At 62.2% G+C, this 24,283-nt stretch carries 20 protein-coding genes and 2 tRNA genes; 13 read left to right on the top strand and 9 right to left on the bottom strand.

What is annotated here, in order from left to right; genetic code table 11:
* The first annotated feature begins 182 nt into the window (after nucleotides 1-182).
* The gene (gene tyrS / locus LB536_RS14815) at nucleotides 183-1,436 is read left to right on the top strand and encodes a tyrosine--tRNA ligase (protein WP_224593723.1); all 1,254 of its coding nucleotides are present in this window, start codon (nucleotides 183-185) and stop codon (nucleotides 1,434-1,436) included.
* 7 nt (nucleotides 1,437-1,443) lie between these two features.
* Here the strand turns inward: tyrS and LB536_RS14810 are convergent, their stop codons facing one another.
* The gene (locus tag LB536_RS14810) at nucleotides 1,444-4,824 is read right to left on the bottom strand and encodes a DUF3971 domain-containing protein (RefSeq protein WP_224593720.1); all 3,381 of its coding nucleotides are present in this window, start codon (nucleotides 4,822-4,824) and stop codon (nucleotides 1,444-1,446) included.
* Between the two features lie 95 nt (nucleotides 4,825-4,919).
* Here LB536_RS14810 and LB536_RS14805 point away from each other — a divergent pair, with 95 nt between their 5' ends.
* Nucleotides 4,920-5,387 (top strand): peroxiredoxin, encoded by a 468-nt coding sequence (locus tag LB536_RS14805; protein WP_140755240.1) that lies wholly within the window; start codon nucleotides 4,920-4,922, stop codon nucleotides 5,385-5,387.
* A 41-nt stretch (nucleotides 5,388-5,428) separates the two neighbouring features.
* Here LB536_RS14805 and LB536_RS14800 read toward each other — a convergent pair whose 3' ends face one another.
* Complete coding sequence (locus LB536_RS14800) at nucleotides 5,429-6,565, bottom strand: GNAT family N-acetyltransferase (RefSeq protein ID WP_224593717.1); 1,137 nt, start codon at nucleotides 6,563-6,565, stop codon at nucleotides 5,429-5,431.
* Nucleotides 6,562-7,563 carry a sterol desaturase family protein gene (locus LB536_RS14795; protein ID WP_224593713.1) on the bottom strand — a complete coding sequence of 334 codons (1,002 nt, stop codon included), beginning with the start codon at nucleotides 7,561-7,563 and terminating at the stop codon, nucleotides 6,562-6,564. The genes LB536_RS14800 and LB536_RS14795 overlap by 4 nt, the downstream gene beginning before the upstream one ends.
* Nucleotides 7,564-7,865: 302 nt before the next feature.
* On the opposite strand from LB536_RS14795, the gene LB536_RS14790 reads away from it, so the two are divergent.
* From LB536_RS14790 to LB536_RS14765, 6 genes are all read left to right on the top strand, one after another.
* Nucleotides 7,866-9,170: a M23 family metallopeptidase gene (locus LB536_RS14790; RefSeq protein ID WP_140755246.1), complete on the top strand. Its 1,305-nt coding sequence runs from the start codon at nucleotides 7,866-7,868 to the stop codon at nucleotides 9,168-9,170.
* Between the two features lie 379 nt (nucleotides 9,171-9,549).
* The gene (locus LB536_RS14785) at nucleotides 9,550-10,713 is read left to right on the top strand and encodes an ROK family transcriptional regulator (RefSeq protein ID WP_140755248.1); all 1,164 of its coding nucleotides are present in this window, start codon (nucleotides 9,550-9,552) and stop codon (nucleotides 10,711-10,713) included.
* The gene (locus LB536_RS14780) at nucleotides 10,713-11,477 is read left to right on the top strand and encodes an ATP-binding cassette domain-containing protein (protein WP_224534337.1); all 765 of its coding nucleotides are present in this window, start codon (nucleotides 10,713-10,715) and stop codon (nucleotides 11,475-11,477) included. The genes LB536_RS14785 and LB536_RS14780 overlap by 1 nt, the downstream gene beginning before the upstream one ends.
* 39 nt (nucleotides 11,478-11,516) lie before the next feature.
* Nucleotides 11,517-12,557 carry a sugar ABC transporter substrate-binding protein gene (locus LB536_RS14775; protein ID WP_224593710.1) on the top strand — a complete coding sequence of 347 codons (1,041 nt, stop codon included), beginning with the start codon at nucleotides 11,517-11,519 and terminating at the stop codon, nucleotides 12,555-12,557.
* Between the two features lie 116 nt (nucleotides 12,558-12,673).
* On the top strand, nucleotides 12,674-13,669 hold the full coding sequence (locus LB536_RS14770) for an ABC transporter permease (RefSeq protein ID WP_224593707.1): 996 nt from the start codon (nucleotides 12,674-12,676) through the stop codon (nucleotides 13,667-13,669).
* 46 nt (nucleotides 13,670-13,715) lie between these two features.
* Nucleotides 13,716-14,486, top strand: coding sequence for an SDR family oxidoreductase (locus tag LB536_RS14765; RefSeq protein ID WP_224593705.1), 771 nt, complete (start codon nucleotides 13,716-13,718; stop codon nucleotides 14,484-14,486).
* Between the two features lie 112 nt (nucleotides 14,487-14,598).
* On the opposite strand, the gene LB536_RS14760 is transcribed toward LB536_RS14765, so the two are convergent.
* Nucleotides 14,599-14,675 (bottom strand) — tRNA-Asp (locus tag LB536_RS14760).
* A gap of 216 nt (nucleotides 14,676-14,891) precedes the next feature.
* On the opposite strand from LB536_RS14760, the gene LB536_RS14755 reads away from it, so the two are divergent.
* Nucleotides 14,892-14,967, top strand: a tRNA-Val gene (locus LB536_RS14755).
* Between the two features lie 373 nt (nucleotides 14,968-15,340).
* Complete coding sequence (locus tag LB536_RS14750) at nucleotides 15,341-16,108, top strand: hypothetical protein (protein ID WP_224593702.1); 768 nt, start codon at nucleotides 15,341-15,343, stop codon at nucleotides 16,106-16,108.
* 121 nt (nucleotides 16,109-16,229) lie between these two features.
* Here LB536_RS14750 and rbsK read toward each other — a convergent pair whose 3' ends face one another.
* From rbsK to LB536_RS14735, 3 genes are read right to left on the bottom strand one after another with little or no spacing between them, the layout of a single operon-like run.
* On the bottom strand, nucleotides 16,230-17,186 hold the full coding sequence (gene rbsK / locus LB536_RS14745; protein ID WP_140809257.1) for a ribokinase: 957 nt from the start codon (nucleotides 17,184-17,186) through the stop codon (nucleotides 16,230-16,232).
* A gap of 4 nt (nucleotides 17,187-17,190) precedes the next feature.
* Nucleotides 17,191-17,643, bottom strand: coding sequence for an RbsD/FucU family protein (locus LB536_RS14740; protein ID WP_149905107.1), 453 nt, complete (start codon nucleotides 17,641-17,643; stop codon nucleotides 17,191-17,193).
* 27 nt (nucleotides 17,644-17,670) lie between these two features.
* Nucleotides 17,671-18,720, bottom strand: coding sequence for an ABC transporter ATP-binding protein (locus LB536_RS14735; RefSeq protein WP_140809254.1), 1,050 nt, complete (start codon nucleotides 18,718-18,720; stop codon nucleotides 17,671-17,673).
* Between the two features lie 276 nt (nucleotides 18,721-18,996).
* Between LB536_RS14735 and LB536_RS14730 the strand changes: the two genes are divergently transcribed.
* The 3 genes from LB536_RS14730 (at nucleotide 18,997) to LB536_RS14720 (ending at nucleotide 22,810) form a co-directional block, all read left to right on the top strand.
* Nucleotides 18,997-20,661: a sugar ABC transporter substrate-binding protein gene (locus LB536_RS14730; RefSeq protein ID WP_224593700.1), complete on the top strand. Its 1,665-nt coding sequence runs from the start codon at nucleotides 18,997-18,999 to the stop codon at nucleotides 20,659-20,661.
* Between the two features lie 97 nt (nucleotides 20,662-20,758).
* Nucleotides 20,759-21,880, top strand: a complete 1,122-nt coding sequence (locus tag LB536_RS14725; RefSeq protein ID WP_224593690.1) for a carbohydrate ABC transporter permease — start codon at nucleotides 20,759-20,761, stop codon at nucleotides 21,878-21,880.
* A gap of 12 nt (nucleotides 21,881-21,892) precedes the next feature.
* A complete protein-coding gene (locus tag LB536_RS14720; protein ID WP_140755286.1) occupies nucleotides 21,893-22,810 on the top strand; it encodes a carbohydrate ABC transporter permease in 918 nt (305 codons plus the stop codon).
* A gap of 53 nt (nucleotides 22,811-22,863) precedes the next feature.
* Here LB536_RS14720 and LB536_RS14715 read toward each other — a convergent pair whose 3' ends face one another.
* Nucleotides 22,864-23,607, bottom strand: coding sequence for a creatininase family protein (locus LB536_RS14715; protein ID WP_224593687.1), 744 nt, complete (start codon nucleotides 23,605-23,607; stop codon nucleotides 22,864-22,866).
* A 3-nt stretch (nucleotides 23,608-23,610) separates the two neighbouring features.
* Complete coding sequence (locus LB536_RS14710; RefSeq protein ID WP_224593684.1) at nucleotides 23,611-24,177, bottom strand: SIS domain-containing protein; 567 nt, start codon at nucleotides 24,175-24,177, stop codon at nucleotides 23,611-23,613.
* Nucleotides 24,178-24,283: the final 106 nt, after the last annotated feature.

The following is a 24,283-nucleotide window of genomic DNA, read 5'->3' as shown; positions in this document are numbered from 1 at the left end:
TCGCCGCGGGCACCATCCGCGCGGCCGCAAACCGGAATCCACTTTTGCTGATCGCCAACTCTTGGTTGGCGCGCGATCCGGCGCAAAACCGGAATCCACTTTTGCTGATCGCGCTTGGGTGCTAAACGCGCGCGTTCACATATGCCCGCGACGGACCGGGCGTACGCTTCGGGAAAGAAAACATGCCTGCCTTCAAATCCGATTTCCTGCGCACGATGAGCGAGCGCGGTTTCATCCACCAGACCTCGGATGATGCCGGCCTCGACACTATTTTCGCCGAGGAAACGGTGACGGCCTATATCGGCTTCGACGCCACGGCCAAGAGCTTGCATGCCGGCTCGCTGATCCAGATCATGATGCTGCACTGGCTGCAGCAGACCGGCCATCGGCCGATCGCGCTGATGGGCGGCGGCACGTCGATGATCGGCGACCCCTCCTTCAAGGACGAGGCGCGCAAGCTTCTGACGCCCGCGGATATCGACGCCAATCTCGCCGGCATCCGCCGCAACTTCATGCCCTACCTCAAATTCGGCAGTGGTCCGAACGACGCGGTCATGATCAACAATGCCGACTGGCTGATGGAGATCAACTACGTCAATTTCCTGCGCGATGTCGGCCGGCACTTTTCCGTCAACCGCATGCTTGCATTCGATTCCGTCAAGTTGCGGCTCGATCGCGAGCAATCGCTGTCGTTCCTCGAATTCAACTACATGATCCTGCAGGCCTATGATTTCGTCGAACTCTACAAGCGCCTCGGCTGCCGCCTGCAGATGGGCGGCTCCGACCAATGGGGCAACATCATCAACGGCATCGATCTCGGCCGCCGCATGGAGGATGCGCAACTCTACGCACTGACCACGCCGCTGCTCACCACCTCGTCCGGCGCCAAGATGGGCAAGTCCGCCTCGGGCGCGGTGTGGCTCGATCCGGAGATGCTGAGCCCCTACGAGTTCTGGCAATACTGGCGCAACACCGAGGATGCCGACGTTGCCCGTTTCCTGAAACTCTACACCACGCTGCCACTGGACGAGGTCGCGCGGCTCGAGCGGCTGGGCGGCTCCGAGATCAACGAGGCAAAGAAGATCCTCGCTACCGAGATCACCGCCCATCTGCATGGCCGCGCGGCCGCCGAACAGGCCAGCGAGACGGCGCGCAAGACCTTCGAGGAAGGCGCGCTCGCCGACACATTGCCGACCGTCGAGACGGACAAGGCCGCGCTCGAAGCCGGCGTCGGCATCCTGTCGCTGTTGGTCAGCGCGGGGCTGGCTTCATCCAATGGCGAGGCACGACGGCACATCCAGGGCGGCGCCGTGCGCCTGAACGACCAGCCGGTAAGCGACGACCGTCGAATGGTCACGCTTCAGGATTTGAGTCCGGAAAACGTCGTAAAGCTTTCATTGGGCAAGAAAAAACACATCCTGGTGAGACCGGCCTGAGAACCCCTCACCGGTACTCGAAGATCGACCTGAATATCCCCGGCGCGATCACCGACAGCGGGTTGACGTCGAGCACCGGCTTGTTGGCATTGCCCCTGAGCCGGTAGGTGACGCCGATCAGACCGCGGTCGCGGCCATTGCCCAGAAGCGCGCCGACGATGGGCAGTTCGCCGAAAATGCGGTTGAGGCCGTAGGCCGGCATGAAGGTGCCGGTCATGTCCATATTGTCGTTCTGGTCGTAGAGGATGCCCTGGAACGTCGTGCCGATGCGCGGGCCACGCAGCACGCCATTGGTCAGCTTCAGATAGCCGCTGCCCTTGTCGATCTCGGCGTAGCCACGTTCGAACTTCACCCGCGACGTGTCGAGCTGGCCCTTCACCGCCTGGTTGAGGCTGCGGCTGTCGCCGGCCGGCGTGGTCGAGACGATGGAGGCGAGCTTGGGTTCGTTGACGACGAAGAAGTTGCTGGTGTCGACCTTGCCCTTCATCGGTCCGTCGCCGGCTCCCGTCAGCGCTAGCGTGATCGATCCGCCTTCCATGTGCTCATAGATGTTGAGGAACCGCAGGATGGCGCCGGCGTCCGCCGACTGCACGTTGAGCGAGCGCCTGCCGCCGTCGGTGGTGTTGCTGATGGCGATGGCGGCGCCGGAACTCGCCGTCGCGCTGACCTTCAGTCCGTTCACCCGCGAACCAGCCGCACTGTAGTCGAGCTTCAGGTTGGACAGTTGCTCATCGTGGAAGCCGGTCAACTGATCGATATCGGCGCTGACGGAAATGTTGTCTGTTCCCGTCGTCTTGGTTGCGGTGTCCACGTCGGACGTGAACTGCTTGATGAGCGAACGAGCGTCGAGCGCGTTGCCGGTGATGTCGACCGCATAGCCCTTGCCCGACCGCTTCACTGAAACCGCTACGTCGTCGCCCCTGTTCAAGGTGACCTTGCTGAACTTGGCCGAAGACAGGGCGCCGTTGACCAGCACGATGCTGCCCTCGACGGAGAACGTCTTGCCGCCGAGGTTGAAGTCGGACAGCGTCGTGGTGTCGCCGGACTTGGTCATGACGAAGGTGGCGCTGGCGGGAACCCCCGCCCCCTTGCTCCAGCCGGCCCAGGGAACGTCCACCCTGGCATTGGTCAGGTCGGCCGAGACATTCTGGTTGCCGCTGCCGCTCTTGTCGATCGCGACCTTCACCGTTCCGCCTAGCAGCGGCGTCAGACCGGGCATGGCGGCGGCGCGGATCTTGTCATCGAGCACCAGGGCCACCTTGCGGCTGCGCGCCGGCCCGTCATCCGCCAGCGGCTCGACGAGGTCGAGTTCGGCCGGAATGCCATTCAGCGATGCCTTGGCCGAAATGACAGCCTTTTGCGGGTCGACGGTGATCGAGCCATCGGCACCGGTCACGGTCTGTCCCTCGAACGGCTTGGCCAGGGACAGGCCGGTGTAGTTGAGCGACACCAGCCAACCGAGCTTCGCGGTATCGACCCCCGACTGCAGCGGAATGTCCGCCTTGACGTGGCCGGTGACGCCGCCGGAAAGGTCCTCCGGCAGAATGCCGACATGGCGCATCGCATTGATCGGTTCGTAGGATGCAAGTTCGGCCACGGCGGACGCATCGCCGGCGACGTCGATATCGAGAGCGCCGATGACCGGTGGGCGGTTGGCTGCCTTGACGGCCAATGTCCCGTTGCTGGCCGCCACCACGCGGCCACTGGGCATGAAGACGGTGCCCGACGACAACGATATGTCGACGTCGTTGCCGTGGAATCCGACGACGCCCACCGCGTCGCGAATCGGCGGAATGCGGCCGGCCGTGTCGAAACGCGCCCCCTCGATCTGGAAGCGGCCGAAGACCTCGTCGGCGGAAAGCGGAACGCCGTTGCCCAGGCGATCCGGCACCACCTGGAACTGGAGATTGGCGTCTACCACGCGGCCGCCGAACAGATTGTCCAGCACCCAGAGCCGCGCATTGCGCGCCGAAAACCACGGCCACAACTGTTTGACATGGGAGACCGGCATGTTGTGGACGTTGAGCGCCAGATTGATCCCGGGGGCCTTGCCGTCGACGAATTCCACCGTCGCGGTGCCAAGCACCTCACTGGAAGCGGCTGATCGAACGGCGATCTGCTCGGCCACCAATTTGTGGCTTTTGGTCTGATAGACGCCGGCGACGCGGGAGAGGAAGGTCAGCGCGGGCTCCGGCGATTCCGACGGCGCCAAGGTCGAGCCGTCGCTGGTCAGGTCGTAGCGGTAGGCGGGCTCCTCGCCCGCGGCGCCGGACGAGGGCTTTGGCCCGATGGAGCCGGCAAAATCGAAAGTCGAGCGGCCGGTCTTGAGCAGCAACCTGTCCACCTGGATCTTGTTGGAGCCATAGACAAGCGTCGCATTGATATCGGCATCCGCCTGCAGCAGCCCACGCGTGCCAAGATCCAGCACCGACCCGGTGGACGAAAGGGTGGCCGTCAAGCGTGATGCAGTGGCATCTGAGCCCTCCGATCCCGCCAGCTTCAACGCGACGGCTCCAAGCTTGCCGGAACCGGCAGCGGCGGCGCCGGCATCCGCCAGATTGATGCTGGCATGCAGGTCCGTCACCCGGTGCGCGGCGATATCGCGAGTGGCTGAGGCGGCAACGGTGACTGTCCTGCCGTCGACATCCGCCTCGGAAGTAAACTCCATGCCGCCCGGCCCCGACTGGACGACGGTCGCGTCGGCGATCTTGACCAGTTTGATCGACCCGGCATCAGGCAGCACGAATTCGACATTGCGGAGATCGATCCGGCGCATCGAATCTTCCCGCACGGCGTCGAGCGCGCGATGGATGTTGGCGAACACCGCGTCCGACAGCTTCTCCGGATCGACGAGGCCGTCCTGGTTGCGCAGCGCCGCGGTCCAGTCGCCGCCGGACGGCATCGCCGCCATGACGATGCGGGCATCGGAGATCCTGGCACTGGTCAGCCGCACCTCGCCCCATAGAAGCGGCACCAGGCGCACGCCAAAGCGCACTCGCCCGGCATCCGCCATCGGTTTGCCATCACTGGTCTTCAGGCTGACATCGCTCACCTGCAGCGCGACGAAGCTCGAACTGTCGAGTGTGATGCGCGCGGGCCCGACCGCGACATCGACGTCGACGCCCGCCAGCCTCTCTATGGCACTCTCCGCTTCGACGCGCAGCCGGTCCGACCCGATGCCGGAAAGGCCGATGAGATAGACGGCCACCGCGGCCAGCAGCATGAATGCGGCCAGGCCGGCAAACACGCGCGAAAGCATGCGGAAGCCGCGGCCGATCGCCGCCTGGCCGAGAGGCGGGACACGGCACGCGGACGGCAAGGCCCCCAGGTCGGTGATCTCGTCCCGCCTGAACCTGATCTTCTCGTGCTGGGGTTGCTCCTGATCCACGCAATCTTCCGTTGTACGAATTCGCTCGTGGACGAATCCCCGCTCGACACTATATCGCTGTGGCTGCGCGCGTAACCTCAAACAAGGGCATCGATATGGCCGACCTCGAAGTAGGCGATCTCGCGCCGCAATTCGATCTTCCACGGGATGGCGGCGGGTCGCTCAGCCTGGCGGTATCCGCCGGCAAGCCGGTCGTGCTCTATTTCTATCCGCAGGACGACACGACGAGCTGCACGCAAGAGGCGATCAGCTTCTCACAGCTGAAGCCGGAATTCGAGAAGGCCGGCGCCGTGGTCATTGGCCTGTCGCCCGACAGCGCCAAGAAACACGACAGGTTCAAGTCGAAATACGATCTCACCATCGATCTTGCCGCCGACGAGGAGCGCAAAGTGATCGAGGCCTACCATCTGTGGGTCGAGAAATCGATGTATGGCCGCAAATACATGGGTGTCGAGCGTGCGACGTTCCTGATCGGCCGCGACGGGCGGATCGCCAGGATTTGGCGCAAGGTCCGGGTCAAGGGCCATGCCGAGGCCGTGCTGGAAGCCGTTCGCGCGCTCTGAACGCAGCCAAAGCCCACGCAGGCAATCGACAATTGCGGTCGTTACTCGTCAGATGCCTCGACCTTCGGCTGCCGCCCAGTCCTCCAGGATTTCGAAACATGGCTCACATGATCGGCCAGCGCGGCGAGATGACCACGCAGGCCGCGCGCGCCCATCATCGATGACAGCGTGACTGACTGCGTGGCGAAGCGCCGCTTGAAATCCTCGCCGCCGCAGAGAAAGTCAATTGTGGCAAGACCACGGTCGAGCGACCACTGGATATAGTCCATCATCAGTACCATGCCCGGCGAGCCGCGCTCATATTCGGGATCGTAGGTGGTGACGAAAGCCATCATCGTGCCGTGCTGTTCGAAATTGATCGAGACGGCGACGATCGTGTCGTCAAGCTCCAGCACGAAGATGCGCAACAGCCCGAGGTCGGCCAGCACCGAAATGAGCGCGGCGAGAACCGGCGAGCCCTTATCGAACAGATCCGAGGCACGACCATGCCGGGCGAGCCAGAGGCGTTTCAGCGTCGCGACCCGCTCGAGCACCGGCTCACGCGGGTCCTCCGCATCCAGGAGCCGGAAACGCAAAGCACCGCTCTCTTCCATGAACTTGCGGCCACGACGATAGTTCTGCCGGCCCTTCTTGGACAACGTCTCGAACCATTCCGCCCCGCGCTGCCAGGGACCCGCGACACGATAGCTGATTTCAGTGCGGTGGTTGGGCCGAAGCGCCTTGCCATGGGCCGGTTCCAGCAGGGCATGAACACCGCCATCCGGCAGCAAACGGTTGAGATAGATCAGGTCGAAGCCGCCCTGGTCAAAAACATACTGCCAAAGTCGGGAGATCGCCCGCGGGTCGCTGTCGGGTGCAACCAGCGCGTCGCAATAGTCACTGTGATCCTTCGCCGCCCATTCGAGCATGCGGACGCCGGAGCGCCTGAAGGTCGCGAGCGCTATCACGCCATCGAGCCGGTCGCCGTTCCAGGCAAGCCCGATCCTGAGTGCGCGCCGCTCCTGATGCGGGGTGGTGCGCCACCAAGCCGCGATCCAGTCCGGGTGCTGGAAGACAAGCCCGCCAGCCCGCTGCCAGAGCGCGCTCCAGGCCGGTGCGATCTCGGCCAGGCGCACCGCCGATGTCACGACTTCGAAGGTACGTGTCCGCGGGACCGCAAGCACAACGGGAGCGTTCATGGCCGTGTCCCTTCCGATGATCGCGAGGTGCGTGGCCGTGGCTTACCAGGCCGCATGCGCCTGGCGATATGCCCCCACATCCGCTTCAACGGCATGACGTAAAGGCCGGCGAGCGACTGGTAGTCACGCACATCGCGGTCGACCAGCCCGAACTTGAAGTCCTCGTCGGGCCTCGGCACGCACAATGTTCCGAAGAGCCGATCCCAGAACGAGAAGAGCAGCCCGAAGTTCTTGTCGTAGTGGCGCGGATCGACGCTGTGATGCAACTGGTGCCAATGAGGACACAGGATCAAATTGTTGAGCGGGCCGAACGAGATCTTGAAATGCGTGTGCCTGACGAAATCCATCATCAGGATGTTGCGCATGACGTAGACGTTGACGCCAAAGACGGTCAGTTCGACAAGGTTCAGCGAAATCAGCGACCAGATGCCGAAGCAGAACCCCACGATGAGGCCGTCCCAGGCTCGATTCATCAGCTCGTCGAGCGGATGGACCCTGTCCTTGGTGACCCCGACCATCACCTCGGCCGAGTGATGCACCTTGTGCAGTTCCCAAAGCAGAGGGTAGCGATGCTGGGCGACGTGATAGAGATAATAGGAAATGTCGTAGGCGAGCAGCATGCTGACGGTGAAGATCAGCACCGTCACCGGACCTGCCGGCCCCTCGATCAGAGGCGGCTGAAACTGGAACAGTGTCGAAAACAGCCAGATGGTCCCGTAGCCCACCGCCGTGACGAAAACGATTCCGGCTGGCAGCATCAGGAAAGGCATCAGGGCCTTCTTCGTGACCCAGAACAGCAGGTCGGCCTTCGCGGAGGGATGGGTGATGACCTCATGCGGGATGACGAACTCGAAAAACTCCTTCCAGCTCTTTTCCTCGACCGTGCGCCAATAGGCCACGAGCGCGCTGACAAGGGCAGTCAGCAGCAAAAGCCCGGTCGCCAGCAGACTGGTGCCCGAAATCTTGTCGAGGATCTTGCCAATCAGATCGTTCAGCATCCCTACCGCCACGGTGAATCCGAAATACCAGCTCGCCTTTACTCGAAAAACGTCAATCAAATGCAATCGAAGACAGTTAAGAAACCCAAGCCTTGCTCTGCGCAAGACAGATCGCTGCTGGCAGAACATTGGTGCTCATCGCCAACGATTTCGCGGCATGGCGGCCGCACCCTGGCGATTTACAAGCAACCTCTTGCCCGCGCTGCGTGCATTCGGCGCCGCGCAGTGGACAAGGCAAACCTTTGTTAACCCTAATAATGTGTAATCGGGCGGTCGTGGTGTCGTAACGAAAGCTTGGTCCCGTGAACGCAACCGGTCAGTCCGCAGTCTTCGGCAGGCGCAAGGAACCCCACACGGTCATCATCGCCCGAGGCAACGAGATCAGGCACTTCACGATCCGTCCCTGGCTCGCGGCATTCATCGGCTCGGCACTCGCCGCCATTGCCATCGGCTACCTTCTGGCCACATCCTATCTCGTGCTGCGCGACGACCTGATCGGCGCCACCACCGCGCGCCAGGCGCGGATGCAGCAGGCTTACGAGGACCGCATTTCGGCGCTCCGCGCCCAGGTCGACCGCATCACCAGCAGGCAGCTGCTCGACCAGCAATTGATGGAGACCAAGGTCAGCGAACTGCTCGAGCGCCAGACGCAGCTCAGCCAACGGCATGGCCGTCTCGGCCCGCTGCTCGAACGCGCCGAGAACGATGTCGGAACGGCGCCCGCCAACGATCCGGCCGCGGCCGCCAAGCCCGACAAGCGCGCAGAGGTGACCGGCAGCATCAACCAGCCCGCGCAGACCTACGCGGTCGCCGGCCTGGGCGCCGACCTCGGCACCGCCGACACCAGGCCCTTCTCCTTGTGGTCGACCCGCACCGATCCGCTGCCCAGCGATTCAGCCGCCGATCGCGCCGACAAGCTGTTTGTCTCGATCAACCAGTCGCTGAAATCCATCGAGAATGAACAGCTCAGCCGCATCAGCACGCTCGCGGACAATGCCTACAAAAGCGCCGATGCCATCCAGCAGGCGCTGCAGGCAGCCGGACTGCCGGTCGACAGCGATTTCGGCAAAAACGAAAACGATGTCGGTGGACCGTTGATCCCGCTCAACGCCTCGATGATCTTCGACAGCAAGGTCAAGGAACTGGACGAGGCGCTGGACACGCTCGACCAGCTGAAAAAAGAAGCGCGCCGGCTGCCGCTTGCCAACCCCGCTCCCGGCCACCCCGTCACCAGTCCGTTCGGCGTGCGCACCGACCCCATCCTCGGCACCGCCGCGTTGCATTCGGGCATGGATTTCAGGGCGCCGATCGGCATGGCGGCGCGGGTGACAGCGCCCGGCATCGTGACCAAGGCCGGCTGGAACGGCGGTTATGGCCGCATGGTGGAAGTCGATCACGGCAATGGCTTTGCGACCCGTTACGGGCATCTCAGCGAGATCGACGTGACGGTGGGCGAAAAGGTCGACGCCGGCGCAACTATCGGCAAGACCGGCAGCAGCGGGCGCTCGACCGGCCCGCATCTCCACTATGAAGTGCGGCACAATGGCGAGGCGATCGATCCGCTGCGCTTCCTGACAGTCGGCAAGAAAGTCGCGCAATATCTCTAGCAAGGGCAACCGCTCGCTTGCCGGCTGAATCCGGAAGTCCGGCCGAGCCGCGCCTCTCTCTCGCCAAGCAGTATCCCGCACCGCCAAACCGCTGACGGCCATCAGCCATTATTGCGGCGCGATCGCAACCCGTCGTTTCTTAATGCATGTCGCCCGGAAGTGTCCTCGGTTCCGGGACAACGACATGCATGAAATCAGAAGCTTACAGCAGGTCTGGCGAACCCTATTCGCCGCGACATGCTGTTGTCTCATCACTGATCAACCGAAGGTGAGACGCAGAAAGATCGGCAGCTCGGTCCCGCGTCCCGAGACTTTTTTGAATTCCATTTGACTGAATAAATGTTTGATGCGAACCTTACGTCAAGTGGGGGCGCAAGGCATGGCATTGCGGGGAACCAATCAGGAGTTCGGGCGGCCGTACAACCGGCGCATCGTGCTGGAGTCCATCCGCCGTCATGGCCCGATCGCACGTGGCGACATTGCCAGGCATGTCGGGCTCACCGTCCAGACCGTGTCGACCATCGTTCGCGAACTGGAGGAACAGGGCTACATCCTGTCCGTGCGCGAAGATCCGAAGGGGCGTGGCCTGCCACCGGCGACGCTGCGCATCAACCCGGAAGGCGGCTATGCCGTCGGCATCCACCTGACGCCGCTTGGAATAGACGCCGCACTGATCAATCTCAGCGGCGACGTCATCGAGAGTTCGCGCCGCGAAGCGCCCAACGCGGCGCCCGATCATGCGTTCGACCAGATCGGCGCCATGGTCCGGGACCTGACCGGCAAGCGGCCCGGCGGCCGCGTCATCGGCGTCGGCATGGCGCTTCCCGGCCCGTTCGACGTGGACTCCATGAGCTTCGTCGGCCCGACCACGATGACCGGCTGGAAGCATGTGGCGCTGCGCGAGCGGCTGACGGCCGCGACGGGATTGCCGGCCTTCTTCGAGACCGACATGGCCGCAGCCGCGATGGGCGAGCGGCTCTATGGCATCGGAGCCCGCCATTCCGACTATTATTATCTCTATTTCGGCGTTGGGCTCGGCGGCGCCATGATGCACGACGGCAGCGTTCTGCGCGGCGCCTGGGGCAATGCGGGCGAGATCGGCCACATTCCCGTGGTCGCCGATGGCGAGATTTGCCCCTGTGGCAACCGAGGCTGCCTCGAGCGCTACCTCTCGCTCGAAGCGCGGGGCCGGCGGGCCGGCAATGACGCCGATTGGGTGGCACAGGTCGGCCCGATCTTTCGCAACGCCATCGCCATCATCGAAAACCTCTTCGACCCGGAGACGGTCGTGCTCGGCGGCCTGGCGGCATCGGAGTTGCTCGAACGCCTGGCGGACGCGGCCGAACCGCTGCACAATTCGGTTTCGGCCCGCGCGGACCGCAAGACGCCGCGTGTCATCGTTGCCAGCGGCGGCCAGCATGCCGTGCTGCGCGGCGCGGCGGCACTTGCCGTTTCCGGGGTATTGTCGCCCCGCTTCGGCCAGATGTTCGCCGCCGAACGCGAGCGCGGCCGCGACGTCCTTTCGGCCCGGGAGATTGCCTGATGAGCGAACCCCTGCTGGTGCTCGACAACGTGACCAAGAATTATGGCGCGATCGAAGCGCTGAAGGGGATCAGCTTTTCCATCGGCAAGGGCGAGGTGGTGGCGCTGCTCGGCGACAATGGCGCCGGCAAGTCGACGCTGGTCAAGATCATCGCGGGCGGTCTCGAACCGACGTCGGGCCGCATGCTGTTCGAGGGCAAGGAGTTCCTGGCCCGGTCGCCGGCGGAAGCCAAGGCGGCGGGCATCGAGACCGTCTACCAGGACCTGTCGCTCTGCACCAATGTCGACGTGGTGGCCAATTTCTTCATGGGCCGCGAGATCACCAGGAAGGTGCTTGGCATTCCCGTGCTCGACGAACGCGCCATGGAAGCCGTCGTCGGCAAGGCGCTGGCCAGCGCCGGTACCCGCATTCCTTCGCTGCGCACCAATGTCGAGCATCTCTCGGGCGGCCAGCGCCAGGCCATCGAGCTCAACCGCTTCGTGCACTGGGGCGGCAAGCTCGTGCTGCTCGACGAGCCGTTCGCCGCCCTTGGCGTCGAGCAGACGCGGCGCGGTCTCGACATGATCCGCCAGGTGGCGAGCCAAGGCATCGGCGTCGTCATCATCACGCATATCATGCAGCAGGCTTTCCAGGTCGCCGACCGGATCGTGGTGATCCGGCAAGGCGTCGTGGCGGGCGATGTCGCACGCAACAAAACAAGTCCCGACGCGGTGATCAACATGATCACCGGGGAAACGCTTGCCGGTGCCGGACCGGCGAGCTGAGGGACAAAGAGGGGTCCGGCTTAACAGGGAGCCAACGACATGAAGCGAATACTTCTTGCTGTCATCGGTATCCTGGCACTGGCTTTTGCCACGCTCACGCCGGCATTCGCCCAGTCCAAGGGTATCGTCTACTACATGGTGCCGACATTGCTCGACGAGTTCCAGACCGGCTCGGTGAGCGCGCTGGAGTTGTTCCTGAAACAGACCGGCTACGAGATGAAGACGCTGAACGCCGACAACAAGACCGACGCCCAGCAGTCACAGATGAACGACGTCATCGCGCTGAAGCCGGCGGCGATCATCCTGGCCGCCGTCGATTTCAATGCGCTGAAACCATCGATCGAAGCCGCGCGCGCCGCCGGCATTCCGGTGGTCGAGTTCGACCGCCAGATCACGTCGACGCCGTCCGACTTCACCTCGGTCGCGGGTACCGTCGAGATCGGCTACGTCGCCGCCGACCAGGCCGAAAAGCTTCTGAAAGCCAAGAACGGCTCGGTGAAGGGCAAGGTCCTGCAGGTGCTTGGCGACCCCGGCGATCCCTACACGCTCGACATCCAGAAGGGTTTCGAAGAGAAGATGAAGGCGTTCCCGGACGTCAAGATCATCTCGCTGCCGGCCATGCAATGGGAGGCCAGCAATGCCGGCACCATCGTTGCCGACCAGATGCTGGCCAACCCCGACATCGACCTGATCTTCAGCCATGCCGCACACCTGTCGGTCGCCGCCGTCGCCTCGCTCGAGGCCGCCGGCAAGAAGCCGGGCGACGTCATGCTGATGAGCTCGAACGGCGCGCCGGTCGGCCTCGACCTGATCCGCAAGGGCTGGCTCAACGTCGAGGTCGAGCAGCCGCTTTACGCACAGGCCGCGGCCGTCGCCATGTTCATGGACAAGGTCGTCAAGAAGGAAGAAATCAAGCCCGGCGAATACGATGTGCTTGGCCTGAAATCGACCGTCACCAAGGAAGCCTGGGGCCCGAACATCAAGATCCCGGGTGCCGCCATCACCAAGGAGAACGTCGACAATCCGGCCTTCTGGGGCAACCAGAAGCCGCCGACCGACACGGTCAAGTCGGTCGAATAGACAGACGGCCCAGGCGCTCCGGGCCATACCCGGCCCGGAGCGCTTCCCTGCCCGCATGAAACGAGACGCAGGCAACCTGCCGCGGCCTCGATTGCGCACGCCAACCGGATCGACACATGAACCTTCGCACACGCCACGCACTGGAGTTCGTCCTCGACAACCTCGTCTGGTTCATGCTGCTTTTTGTCCTGGTCGTCTTCTCGCTGTTCATCCCGAACTATTTCCAGCTCGGCATTTTCGCCAACATCATCGAGGCGTCGAGCGTGCTCGGCGTCATGTCGATCGGCCTGGCGCTGGTCATCATTGCCGGTCACATGGACCTGTCGGTCGAATCCGTCGCAGCGCTCAGCGCCATGGCGGTCGGCATCCTGTTTTGTTCCTCGGGCATCGGCCTCGGCGTCCAATTGCACCCGGAATGGCTGATGGTTCCGGTCTCGCTGCTGCTGGCGCTGGCCGTCGGCGGCCTCATCGGCGCCTTCAACGGCTATCTCGTGGTCAAGGTCAAGATGAGCGCCTTCATCATCACACTCGCCTCCTACATCTGGGTGCGCGGCCTGGTGCTGGTCATTTCGGGCGGCCGCTCGGCGCAGGATCTGGCACCTGCCATCCGCTGGTTCGGCATCCAACGCCTGATCGGCCTGCCGCTTACCGCCTGGATCGCGGTGGCCTGTTTCGTGGTGTTCTCGCTGATCATGGCCAAGACGCCGTTCGGCAGGCACCTCGTGATGATCGGCGGTAATGAAACCGCGACCTTCCGCGCCGGCATACGGGTGAACCGCAACCTGATCATCGCCTTCGTGCTCGCCGGCGCCATCGCAGGGCTCGCCGGCTGGCTGCTGGCGATCCGCACATCGGGCGCCACGGCCAATCTTGGCGTCGGCCTTTTGTTCAACGCCTTTGCCGCGGTCGTCATCGGCGGTGTCAGCCTGAAGGGTGGTGTCGGCTCCTTGCCCGGCGTCTATGCCGGCGTGCTCCTGCTCTCCGCCATCAACACGGCGATCAACCTGATGGGCCTGCCCGCCAACTTCACCCAGGTCATCCACGGCCTGCTGGTTCTGGCAGCCGTGCTGCTCGACGCATTCAAGCAAACCATTCGCCAAAGACTGGCGTGAGCGGGGATTGGCATGAGGTGGGGATTGGCATGACAGGACGGTTCGCATGACAGGACGACTGGAAGGCAAGGTGGCGTTGATCGTCGGCGGCGCGCGCGGCATCGGCAAGGGCATCGCGCTGCGCTTCGCCGAAGAAGGCGCAAGGCTTGTGCTGGCCGATACGGAGGGCGAGGCCGGGCAAGCAAGTGCGGATGAGCTCGGCGTCCCCTTCATCCGCACCGACATCTCGCAAATGAGCGACGCCGAGGCCGCGGTGGCACTAGCGCTGAAACACCATGGCCGCCTCGACATCATCGTCCAGAACGCCGGCATCTATCCCTGGCAATTGATCGAAAACACCAGCGCCGACGACTGGGACCGCGTGATGGCCGTCAACCTGCGCGGCACCTTCAACGCCAGCCGCGCGGCCCTGGTGCCGATGAAGGCCCAGCGCTTTGGCCGCATGCTCTACACCTCCTCCATCACCGGACCGCACGTCACCAGCCCTGGCCATGGCCATTATTCGGCGACGAAAGCGGGCATCAATGGCTTCATTCGCGCTGCGGCGCTAGAATTCTCCGGATATGGCATCACCGTCAACGGCGTCGAACCCGGCAATATCCTCACCGAAGCCATCCAGCAGCATCGCGGCGCCGCCTATATCAAGAACATGGAGGATTCGATTCCGCTCGGCCGGCTCGGCAGCCCGCGCGACGTGGCCAACGCCTTCCTGTTCCTCGCCTCGGACGACGCCAGCTACATCACCGGCACGACCATCGTCGTCGATGGCGGGCAATTGCTGCCGGAAGGGAAGGATTTCCGTATGGTGCCGACGTGAGCGGGGCAAGATCAAGCCGGATACGAAAGGATCCTGGCTACCTCCTGAAATCTTTTGATATTCGACGTCTACATTTCTCCGAAACCAAGGGCTCGAAATCCCTTGAGAGAAATGGCGCGAGTGACGGGGCTCGAACCCGCGACCTCCGGCGTGACAGGCCGGCACTCTAACCAACTGAGCTACACCCGCGCATTGACGAGCACGTGTCAGCCGTGTTCGTCGTTGGGGCGGTGGATAAGGGGTTCGGTACCGAGTGTCAAGCGCGGGAAGACAGCATAAACGCAAAGTCGAGAAGGTTTTTTGACAGCCGGTGATTTGGTCGCAGATGCGCTCGTCGAACAGGGTGCCGGCTGCTCATTTGGCCTTGCGAAGCCGAGCCTGAGCGCTTAAAGGTCCGGCCGGAGAGGGCGATTAGCTCAGTTGGTAGAGCGCTTCGTTTACACCGAAGATGTCGGCGGTTCGAGCCCGTCATCGCCCACCACGTCGATTCAAAGTTCGCAAGATTTTTGACTCCAAATGCCTTCAAAGGCCGAGCGACCACCTACAAAATAGCAACAACTTTCGAAACGTAGCGCGATTGCGGCCGCAGTGTCGGAGCGCCGCTGAGACATCAAAGATTTCTGCGTGACGCACGCCAGGCTATTGTAGTGCCCCAAGGCGCTTACTAGCCGTCAACCCAAGGGAGAAGAAGGCTCCTGCCTCAAAGGACTATCTCGGCTTGCCTTGATCAAGTCTTCGGCGCAATTTCGGATCGCTTTTTCGATTGGCGCCAGATACATCTTAGCGATCTTCACGGACAACCGAGGTCCCAAGATTGGCGCACCCTGTATTCAGAGTTACGAATTAGGCTTCGCTTGGATCACGTCTACGAGGGGCATTTGATGCGAATTTCACATGCTTTCTTTTTGTTAGTCGTCTCAACTGTGACTATGTACGTCGCAGTCCAATTCGCCGTTGCCGACAAGGCGAAGTCTATACAGCAAGAGCCGATGACTTTTAAGATCATCGAGAATCCCCACTGCGAGAACTGCGTTGTCGTGTTCGCCGACGGCGAGATTTCTGACACGACCATCGACCGCTTTCAGACGACGCTCGATCATCTCGAGAAGTCCACAAACTGGTCGCGAGACAACGCCATAAAGGGCCTAGGTCCACATTTTATCCTACTTCTTGATTCTCTTGGCGGGCTGGCCAGTCCAGCCTATTCAGTGTCAAGACAAGCTAGAATTTACGGCGCAATAACGGTTGTCGCACGCCCGTCTGTAACAGTTGAGATCGACGGCGCGCTTGATCCCTCATCATGTAATTCTGCCTGCAGCCTCATTTTGCTGGGCGGCAAGCAGCGCTTCTCCCACATTTTCTCCAATATCGGCCTCCATCAAATTTATCCTTTAGTCAAGGATAAGCGCAATTTCACGCGAAGCGAGGTTCTGCAATATTTGTCATTTTTCAAAGAAGGATCAGCTGATCTTGCTAGACATATTTCTGAGATGGAAATGGATCAGAGAATTTTTCTGATTGCGATGCAGCAGACGGAAGATGAATTTCATTTTCTCAGTGCTTCAGAGGCCATATCGTTCAAATTGATAAACGCGAATGTTGACTCACTTGTTGGGATTTGACCATCGCTCTTAGCATTCCTTGCATTGAATAACCGCATATCCAGGGACCATTGACAAAATCTCTTTGGTCAATGCTTTACATCTGATATGCGGGCCTAGGCAAAAACTTCTTGCCCAATCGCTATGTCTTTAGCCCTTCAAACTTTTTTAACCCCTTGGCCAGCAGCTCCCCAACCTCCTGCAATGTCGGCATCGACGGTGCGGTGCCTGGACGGGTCACGGAAATGCCGGCAACGGCGCAGGCGAAGCGCACCGCCTCCAGCGGCTCCATGCCGCGCGAAAGTGCTGCGGCCAGGCCGCCATTGAAGGCGTCCCCCGCGCCGGTGGTCTCGACGACAGGGCCGGCACTGATGGCTGGAACATGCTCGGACCGATTCTTCGCGTGCAGCAGCGCGCCCTTGTCGCCGAGCGTGACGATGACCGTGCCGACGCCCTTTTCAAGCAGCTTGTCCGCGGCGACGCGCGCTTCATCGACAGAGGAGACTTTCAGCCCGGTCAATTCCTCGGCCTCTGTCTCGTTCGGTGTAAGATAGTCGCAGAGCTTGTAGATGCGGTCGGAAAGCGTTGCGGCGGGTGCCGGATTGAGAATGGTCGTCACCCCTGCCCCGCGCGCGATCTCCAGGGCCCGCATCGCGGCATCGATCGGCTGTTCGAGCTGCGTAACGAAAACACCGGCACTCCTGACAAGGTCGGCATTGGCATCGATATCCTCAGGCGTGATCAGCATGGCGGCGCCGGGGCTGACGATGATGGCGTTGTTGCCGCTTCCCTCCTCGACGAAGATGTAGGCGGCGCCGGTATAGCTGTCCGGCGTGTCGATTGCGGCGCTCTTCACGCCGGCATCCTTCCAGGTCCGCTTGGCCATGTCGGCGAAGGCGTCGACGCCGAGCCTGGTCAGGAATGTGACGTCCGCCCCCAGCTTGCCGGCGGCCACCGCCTGGTTCGAACCCTTGCCGCCTGGTCCCAGCTTGAAGGAATTGCCGAGGATCGTTTCACCCATGCGCGGCTGGCGATCGGCGCGATAGGCGGTGTCGGCAACAAACACACCGAGAATGACGATCGGCTTGCCCGAGGCCATGCCGCTACTCCGCATCCGGTGGCACGACGCCCTTGCGGAAGGCAAAGCAGCCGTAGAATCGGCGTTCTCCGGTCTGGATGACGCAATAGGCCTGCTTGGCTCGCTCGTAGAAGGCGTAACGCTCGACCGGCACCATCGGCCAGGACTTGCCCTCGGCGGCGTCGATCTCCTTCTGCACTTCCTTTTGCACGGTTGGAATCTCGTCCGGCTTGCCGACGATCTCCATGCGGGCGGCCGAGTCGTCGACGAACGTGTCCAGCGGGTAGAGCGACAGCACCGCCTTCACCACCTGGGCCGCCGAGGCATCGATGCGCAGCACGCGACCGAGCGCCGTCTGGCGCGCCACCGAATCGGAGGGAAAGTTGGTGTCGGCGATGATCAGGTCATCGCCATGGCCCATCGCCCGCAATGCCTGGAGCACATCGGCATTGAGCAACGGATCGATCCCTTTGAGCATGATGGTCCTCGTGAAGTGCGTTTGAGATCAGAGACGCTTGCCGGTCTCGGCATCGAACAGATGGATATGGTCGAGCCTTGGCCGAAGCCTTAGCGTATCGCCAGGCTTGAAGTCATGGCGCTCGCGAAACAGCGCCACCATCTCGCCGTCGCCGAAGCGCAGGAAGACTAGGGTTTCCGATCCGGTCGGCTCGACCACCGAAATCTTGGCCGGCACGCCATCGGGATGGATCTCGAGATGTTCGGGCCGCACGCCATACACCACGGAGCGCCCCTCCTCGACGGCGTTGTTCGGAGAAACCGGGAACAGCGTTCCGGCAATGTCGACGCCACCCTTGCGCCCGGTGCCCTTGAGCAGGTTCATCGACGGCGAGCCGATGAAACCGGCGACGAAAAGGTTGGCCGGCCGGTCGAAAAGCTCCAGCGGCGCGCCGACCTGTTCGATGCGGCCGTCGCGCATGACGACGATCTTGTCGGCCATCGTCATGGCTTCGATCTGGTCGTGGGTGACATAGATGGTGGTGGTCTTCAGCCGCTGGTGCAGCTCCTTGATCTCGGTGCGCATCTGCACGCGCAGCTTGGCGTCGAGGTTCGAAAGCGGCTCGTCGAACAGGAATACCTGCGGATTGCGCACGATGGCGCGCCCCATGGCGACGCGCTGACGCTGGCCGCCGGAAAGCTGGCGCGGATAGCGCTTCAGATAGGGGCTGAGGTCGAGGATGTCGGCGGCGCGCTTGACCCGCTCGGCAACCACGGCCGGATCGGTCTTGCGCAGCTTGAGGGCGAAGGCCATGTTCTGCTCCACCGTCTTGTGCGGATAGAGCGCATAGTTCTGGAACACCATGGCGATGTCGCGTTTTGCGGGCGGCAGGTGATTGACGACGCGGTCGCCGATGGCGATCGTGCCGCCAGAGACAGTCTCCAGCCCCGCCACCATCCTGAGCAGCGTGGACTTTCCGCAGCCTGACGGGCCGACAAGCACGACGAACTGGCCATCGGCAATGTCGACGCTGACTTCGTGCAGAACCTTGACGGTTCCAAACGCCTTGGCCACCTTGCTTATCGCGACTTGAGCCATCGTTCCCCCATCGGCTCCAATGGCCGTAGGCGCAGAAGCTAACCAACGCGACCGGTCAGGGCAAGCCGGTCTCTTATAGATAAAAACCGTTCTCGTTGACACGGCGTTTGGTTGCGAGAATAGTGACGAGCGCCGATCCGAAACGCTGGTACTCTATCCGAAAAAACGGAACGCGAAGTGACGCAGGTTGGGGTCCTGGTTTCGCATCTGAACAAAGCCAGCGCCCGGCACGATTGGCACTTCGATTCACGACTAACGTTCTGGGAGGAATAGTCCATGCGAGTAGATCTTTACGACAAACTGGTCCGTGCCGGCGCTACAAGGCGCGACCTATTGAAGGGCGCGGCCTCCATGGCCGCGATCGCGGCCGCATCCGGCGCCGGACTTGGCGCCCTGACGCGCCCGGCTTCGGCCGCAAGCGAACTGCGCTCGAAAATCTTGCAGATTCCCGGGGTTGGCAAAGGTCAGCCGACCGACGCCGACTTCCAGAAGGTCGGCGAACTCTGCCTCGATGCGACCAAGGCAAGTGTCAAGCAAGGCGAGTTCGCCGGTGTCGAGCTCGCCTTCATGGGCCTCAACAACCAGAATCTGCACAATGTGCTGTTCCGCGGCTTCCTGAAGCCATGGGAGACCTATACCGGCGCCAAGATCAACTGGATCGATCTGGCGCAAGCGGATTACAATGCCCGCCTGCAGCAGTCGATTGCCACCGGAACCGTCGACTTCGACATTGCCGAGATGGGCGCGCCTTTCGAAGGCGATGTCTGCGGCAAGGGCCTGACCTCTGAAATGCCCGACTGGGTCAAGAAGCAGATCGACTTCGACGATCTCGTCAACTACCTCAAGCCGCCGGTCGGCACCTGGGATGGCAAGCAGTATCGCGTCACCATCGACGGCGACACGCACAACTTCAACTACCGCACCGACGTGTTCGCCGACGCAGACCTTGCCAAGCAGTGGAAGGACGGCGGCGGAGCCGGTGAATGGGGCGTACCGAAGACCTGGCAGCAGGTGCAGGCCGTCACCAAGTTCCTCAAGGGCAAGAAATTCAAGGGCCAGGACGTCTATGGCTATCTGGATGCGCCCAAGCCCTGGGGCGGTTTCGGCTTCTACTTCCTCGGCAGCCGTGCCACCGCCTACGCCAAGCATCCCGACGACAAGGCGTGGCTGTTCGACGCCGACACGATGAAGCCGCGCATCAACAATCCGGCCTGGGTGCGCGCCATCCAGGACGTCATCGACGCCTTGCCGTCCGAACCGGCCGACCAGATCAATGCCGACCCGAACACCACCGGTTTCCAGCAGTTTCTGGCCGGAACCGGTTCAATGATCCCCTGGTGGGGCGACATCGGTTCCAACGCCAAAACCAACGATTCCTCTGTGATTGGCGACCTTTGCGGCTTCGACATCCTGCCGGGCTCGGATGACGTCTACAATTCCAAGGCCGGCAAATGGGAAAAACTGCCGAGCGGACCGAACTACGCGCCCAACCTCGCCTATCTCGGCTGGGGCGTCTATGTCATGGCCCGCGTCGACGGCGATCCGAAGAAGCACAAGGCCGCCTGGAGCGCGGCGGCGCATCTCGGTGGCAAGGATCTGGCAATCTGGACGGCGATGTATCCGTCCGGATTCCAGTGCTACCGCAACAGCCAGCACGACATCGACGAATGGGTGGCCGCCGGCTACGACAGGGCATTCATCACGAACTACCTCGACTCCCAGTTCAACTCTTACAATCATCCGAATGGCGCTATCGAGCCACGCATCCCCGGTATCTTCCAATACTACAGCGCTGCCGAGGACATCCTGGCCAATACGTTCGCAGGCAAGATGAAGGCACAGGAAGGCGCCGATGCCATCGCCGCCGCCTGGGAGAAGCTGACCGACCAGATCGGCCGCGAGAAGCAGATCAAACTCTACAAGGCCTCACTCGGCGCATAGGTGGACGTTTGATAAAAGTCACGGCCCGGCGTCACATCATCGCCGGGCCGAGTTTTGACCGGCTCTGCCGGCCATCGTACCAGAAGAGGCGAGAGGCGTGGCTGAACAGACCTCGACCACGAATGCGTGGCCGGCAAATTCCACACCAATGGATCTGATCCCGCCTGGCCGCAAACGCTTCGGCTGGACACTGATGGCCTTGGCCACACTCGTCCTCCTGGCGACGATCCTGCTTCAGATCCTCTACAAGACCGAGGTCGATACGATCGGCTTCGAGACATGGCGGCCCGTGGTCTACGCCTATGTGCTATGGGGCGTTGCTATCGGGATAGGCCAGGTTCTGACACGCGGCGAGGACGGCCAGCGCGCGCTGTTCCTGCTGCCGGCGCTGCTGTTCACCATCGCGATGGTGATCTTCCCGACGCTGTTCGGCTTCTACATCGCGCTCACCGACTGGAACCTCAGCTCCTTCAGCGGCCGCAGGTTCAACGGGCTCGACAATTTCTGGCAGATGCTCGGCGATCCATACTACCGCAATGCGCTGTTCAACATGGTGCTCTATGTGCTTGCGGTGCTGGTCGAATATGTCATCGCCTTCGGGCTGGCGCTGTTGCTCAACGCGCAGATCCGGGCGCGAAAATTCTTCCGCGTCGTCTTCCTGATGCCGCTGATGCTGTCGCCGGTCGCAGTGTCCTGGATGATCGGCAAATCGCTGATGGAATACCGGTTCGGCCCGGCGGCGACGCTGGCGCGCCATCTCGGCTGGGACAATCCCGCCTTCTTCTCAGAGCCGATCACAGCCCGCATCTCGATCATGATGCTGGACGCCTGGACCTTCATTCCCTTCATGATGATCATGCTGCTGGCCGGACTGCAGGCGATGTCCCGCGAGGTGCTGGAGGCGGCGCGTGTCGACGGCGCCAATGCATGGCAAACCTTCTGGCAGGTCACCTTCCCGCTGATGCTGCCGGTGTCTGTGACCGCCGTCATCCTGCGCATCATCTTCAAGCTGAAGCTTGCGGACATCATCATTACGGTGACGTCGGGCGGCCCGGGCGGAGCCACCGATTCGGTGTCGAGCTTCATCTACCGCGAATATCGCGACCGCTCGAATGTCGGCTACGGCACCATGCTGGCGATGGCCTATCTCGTCATCATCGTCGTGTTCGTGACCTGGCTCCTGAAGATCGCCAACCGCTTCGTGCGCAACGTCAACTAGAGCGGCCGGATCATGAGCGTTCAGACCACCGACTATACCGTCTCCGAAATCCGCTCCCCGGCGAGCTTCATCACCAGCCGTGTCTTCATCTATGGCGCACTTGTCTTCTGGGCTTTCATCTGCCTGTTCCCCATCTACTGGACGATAACGACCTCGTTCAAATCGGCGGTCGACGTCACGCAAGGGCATCTGATCCCGTTTGTCGACTTCCAGCCGGATTGGAAAGGCTGGCGATCGCTTGGCCTGTCGCCGGACTCGATCTTCCAGACCTCGACCGTGCGCGACGAGTTCCTCAAGCGTTTCATGAATTCGGTCATCACCTCGGTTGGTGCGTCGAGCCTGGCGATCATCATCGGCAGCCTCGCCGCCTATGGCCTGACCCGCTATCGCTACCATTTCGCCTGGTTCAAGAACGAGGACATCTCGTTCTTCTTCCTGTCGCAGTTGATCCTGCCGCCGGTGGTGCTCGCCCTACCCTTCCTGGTGCTCTACCGCGAAGTCGGGCTGCTCGATACGCGCATCGGGTTGATCCTGCTCTACACGCTGATGGTGCTGCCGATCGTCATCTGGATCATGCGCGACCAGTTCAACTCGATTCCAGTCGAGCTCGAGGAAGCAGCCCTCGTCGACGGCCTGTCGATCTGGGGCGCCTTTTTCCGCATCGTCATGCCGATCGCGCTGCCGGGCATGGTCGCCGCCTTCATCCTGGCAATGGTGCTGTGCTGGAACGAGTATTTCTTCGCCGCCCTTTTGACCTCGACGGACGCCAAGACGATCCCGGTCATGGTTGCCAGCCAGACGGGGTCGCAAGGCATCAACTGGTGGTCGATGGCCGCGCTGGCCACCGCAGCGATCGCGCCGCTTGCGGTCATCGGTATCGCGCTGGAGCGCTACCTGATCATGGGCATGACGGCTGGTGCGGTGAAGTGACCGGGCGCCTCTTCTTTCCCTCTGTACCCCTCTGTGGGAGAAGGAGGGGCGCGCTAGGCCTTCAGGATCGCGCGCAGATGATCCATGATCATGGCGACGCCCTTCTGTCCGAGTTCTGCCGAAGCATCCGCCGCGCTCACCGTATACCAGCTTTTGTTGTCCGCGAAGTGCGCGGCGTCCACTGCTTCCGGACATAGCGCCAGCATCAGCGATGTCTCGCCGATGCCGGCATGGTCGAATGGATATTTGCCGTTCATGGCGGCCGGCATCAGCGGATGCACCTGCACCCAGTTGAAGAAATTTTCGCCCGCGGCATGCCCGGCATAGTAGTCGGCCATCGTCTCGGAACCCCACCAGCCCTCGCCGCGCTGCTTCTCGAGGAAGCGGAAGATCGCCTGCCTGCCGGCGGTCTTGAAGGCGAGATCGGTCGGCATGCCGGCGGCGAAATTCTCGGTCTGGTGATGGACGATGGCGTGGATGTTGCGGAAACCGATACGCAGCAGGCTGTAGAACAGCTCCTCGCCGAACGGCGCCAGTTGATTGCCGCCGACCTGAACGGAGCCACTGCCTTCCGGCGGTGCCACCGCATAACTCGCTGCACCGTAATAGAAGGGCGGCAGGATGACGACATCGCTCTCTTGTTCGAGCAGCTCCAGCGTCTTGATGACGGCCAGCGTGTCCATGCCGACGGCCATGTGCTCGCCATGGTATTCCAGCACGCCGAGCGGCAGCGCAACCGGCCAATTCTCAGCGATCGCCTTGCGGATCTGGTGCGGCAGCATCAGGTCATAGCGCATGATCTATTCCATGTTGGTGTGGCGGGCGCGCATGGCTTCCGGCGACGCCGCAGTCAATTCCCTGAGTTTCAGCACCATGATCTCGAACAGCAGGAACAGCGCGCCCTCGAAAACCGAGCCCATCGGCAGCACCGACGTCTTTTGCGGTCCCTGGTCGTCGGCCATGGTCTGCGCCGGGATCAGCAACGTCAAATCAGCCAGCCCTACGGCGCTGCCGCCTGCCTGGGCGGTCAGGAGCAGGACGGTCGCGCCGGCCTCGCGCGCGATGCGCATCAGGGTGAGCACGGTCGAGGTTTCGCCAGGCCCGGAACTGACAAGCAAAACATCGCCCTGCGCTACAGGCGGCGTGTTCATGTCGCCGACGACCGAAACCGGCAGGCCCAGATGATAGAGCCGCATGGCGAAGCCCTTCACCTGCAAGGCCTCGCGGCCGCAGCCATAGACGACGATCTGTCTAGCATCCACCAGCATCCCGCAGGCGGCGTCGATCCGGTCGCCATCGACGCGCGCCAGCACCGCGCCAACCTCGTCGAGTGCGGTCCTGAACATCTGCGAGCTGGAGTTGCTCATGGCCGCGCCACCGGCGTGCCGGTAGTCGAAGATGATTGGCAATTCCCGATCATGCTCTTTCCCGGAACAGCTTGATTTCGTTCATGCTAGCAACCGCGAAAATGCG

It is taken from the genome of Mesorhizobium sp. ES1-3 (genome assembly GCF_020164795.1).
Classification (GTDB): domain Bacteria; phylum Pseudomonadota; class Alphaproteobacteria; order Rhizobiales; family Rhizobiaceae; genus Mesorhizobium.
This window is presented reverse-complemented; position numbering and strand designations above follow the sequence as displayed.

Excerpts from the sequence above, each read along its gene's own strand:
- tyrS (WP_224593723.1), top strand. The coding sequence starts at position 183 with ATGCCTGCCTTCAAATCCGATTTCCTGCGCACGATGAGCGAGCGCGGT.
- LB536_RS14805 (WP_140755240.1), top strand. The coding sequence starts at position 4,920 with ATGGCCGACCTCGAAGTAGGCGATCTCGCGCCGCAATTCGATCTTCCA.
- LB536_RS14800 (WP_224593717.1), bottom strand. The coding sequence starts at position 6,565 with ATGAACGCTCCCGTTGTGCTTGCGGTCCCGCGGACACGTACCTTCGAA.
- LB536_RS14795 (WP_224593713.1), bottom strand. The coding sequence starts at position 7,563 with ATGCTGAACGATCTGATTGGCAAGATCCTCGACAAGATTTCGGGCACC.
- LB536_RS14785 (WP_140755248.1), top strand. The coding sequence starts at position 9,550 with ATGGCATTGCGGGGAACCAATCAGGAGTTCGGGCGGCCGTACAACCGG.
- LB536_RS14780 (WP_224534337.1), top strand. The coding sequence starts at position 10,713 with ATGAGCGAACCCCTGCTGGTGCTCGACAACGTGACCAAGAATTATGGC.
- LB536_RS14775 (WP_224593710.1), top strand. The coding sequence starts at position 11,517 with ATGAAGCGAATACTTCTTGCTGTCATCGGTATCCTGGCACTGGCTTTT.
- LB536_RS14770 (WP_224593707.1), top strand. The coding sequence starts at position 12,674 with ATGAACCTTCGCACACGCCACGCACTGGAGTTCGTCCTCGACAACCTC.
- LB536_RS14765 (WP_224593705.1), top strand. The coding sequence starts at position 13,716 with ATGACAGGACGACTGGAAGGCAAGGTGGCGTTGATCGTCGGCGGCGCG.
- rbsK (WP_140809257.1), bottom strand. The coding sequence starts at position 17,186 with ATGGCCTCGGGCAAGCCGATCGTCATTCTCGGTGTGTTTGTTGCCGAC.
- LB536_RS14740 (WP_149905107.1), bottom strand. The coding sequence starts at position 17,643 with ATGCTCAAAGGGATCGATCCGTTGCTCAATGCCGATGTGCTCCAGGCA.
- LB536_RS14735 (WP_140809254.1), bottom strand. The coding sequence starts at position 18,720 with ATGGCTCAAGTCGCGATAAGCAAGGTGGCCAAGGCGTTTGGAACCGTC.
- LB536_RS14730 (WP_224593700.1), top strand. The coding sequence starts at position 18,997 with ATGCGAGTAGATCTTTACGACAAACTGGTCCGTGCCGGCGCTACAAGG.
- LB536_RS14720 (WP_140755286.1), top strand. The coding sequence starts at position 21,893 with ATGAGCGTTCAGACCACCGACTATACCGTCTCCGAAATCCGCTCCCCG.
- LB536_RS14715 (WP_224593687.1), bottom strand. The coding sequence starts at position 23,607 with ATGCGCTATGACCTGATGCTGCCGCACCAGATCCGCAAGGCGATCGCT.
- LB536_RS14710 (WP_224593684.1), bottom strand. The coding sequence starts at position 24,177 with ATGAGCAACTCCAGCTCGCAGATGTTCAGGACCGCACTCGACGAGGTT.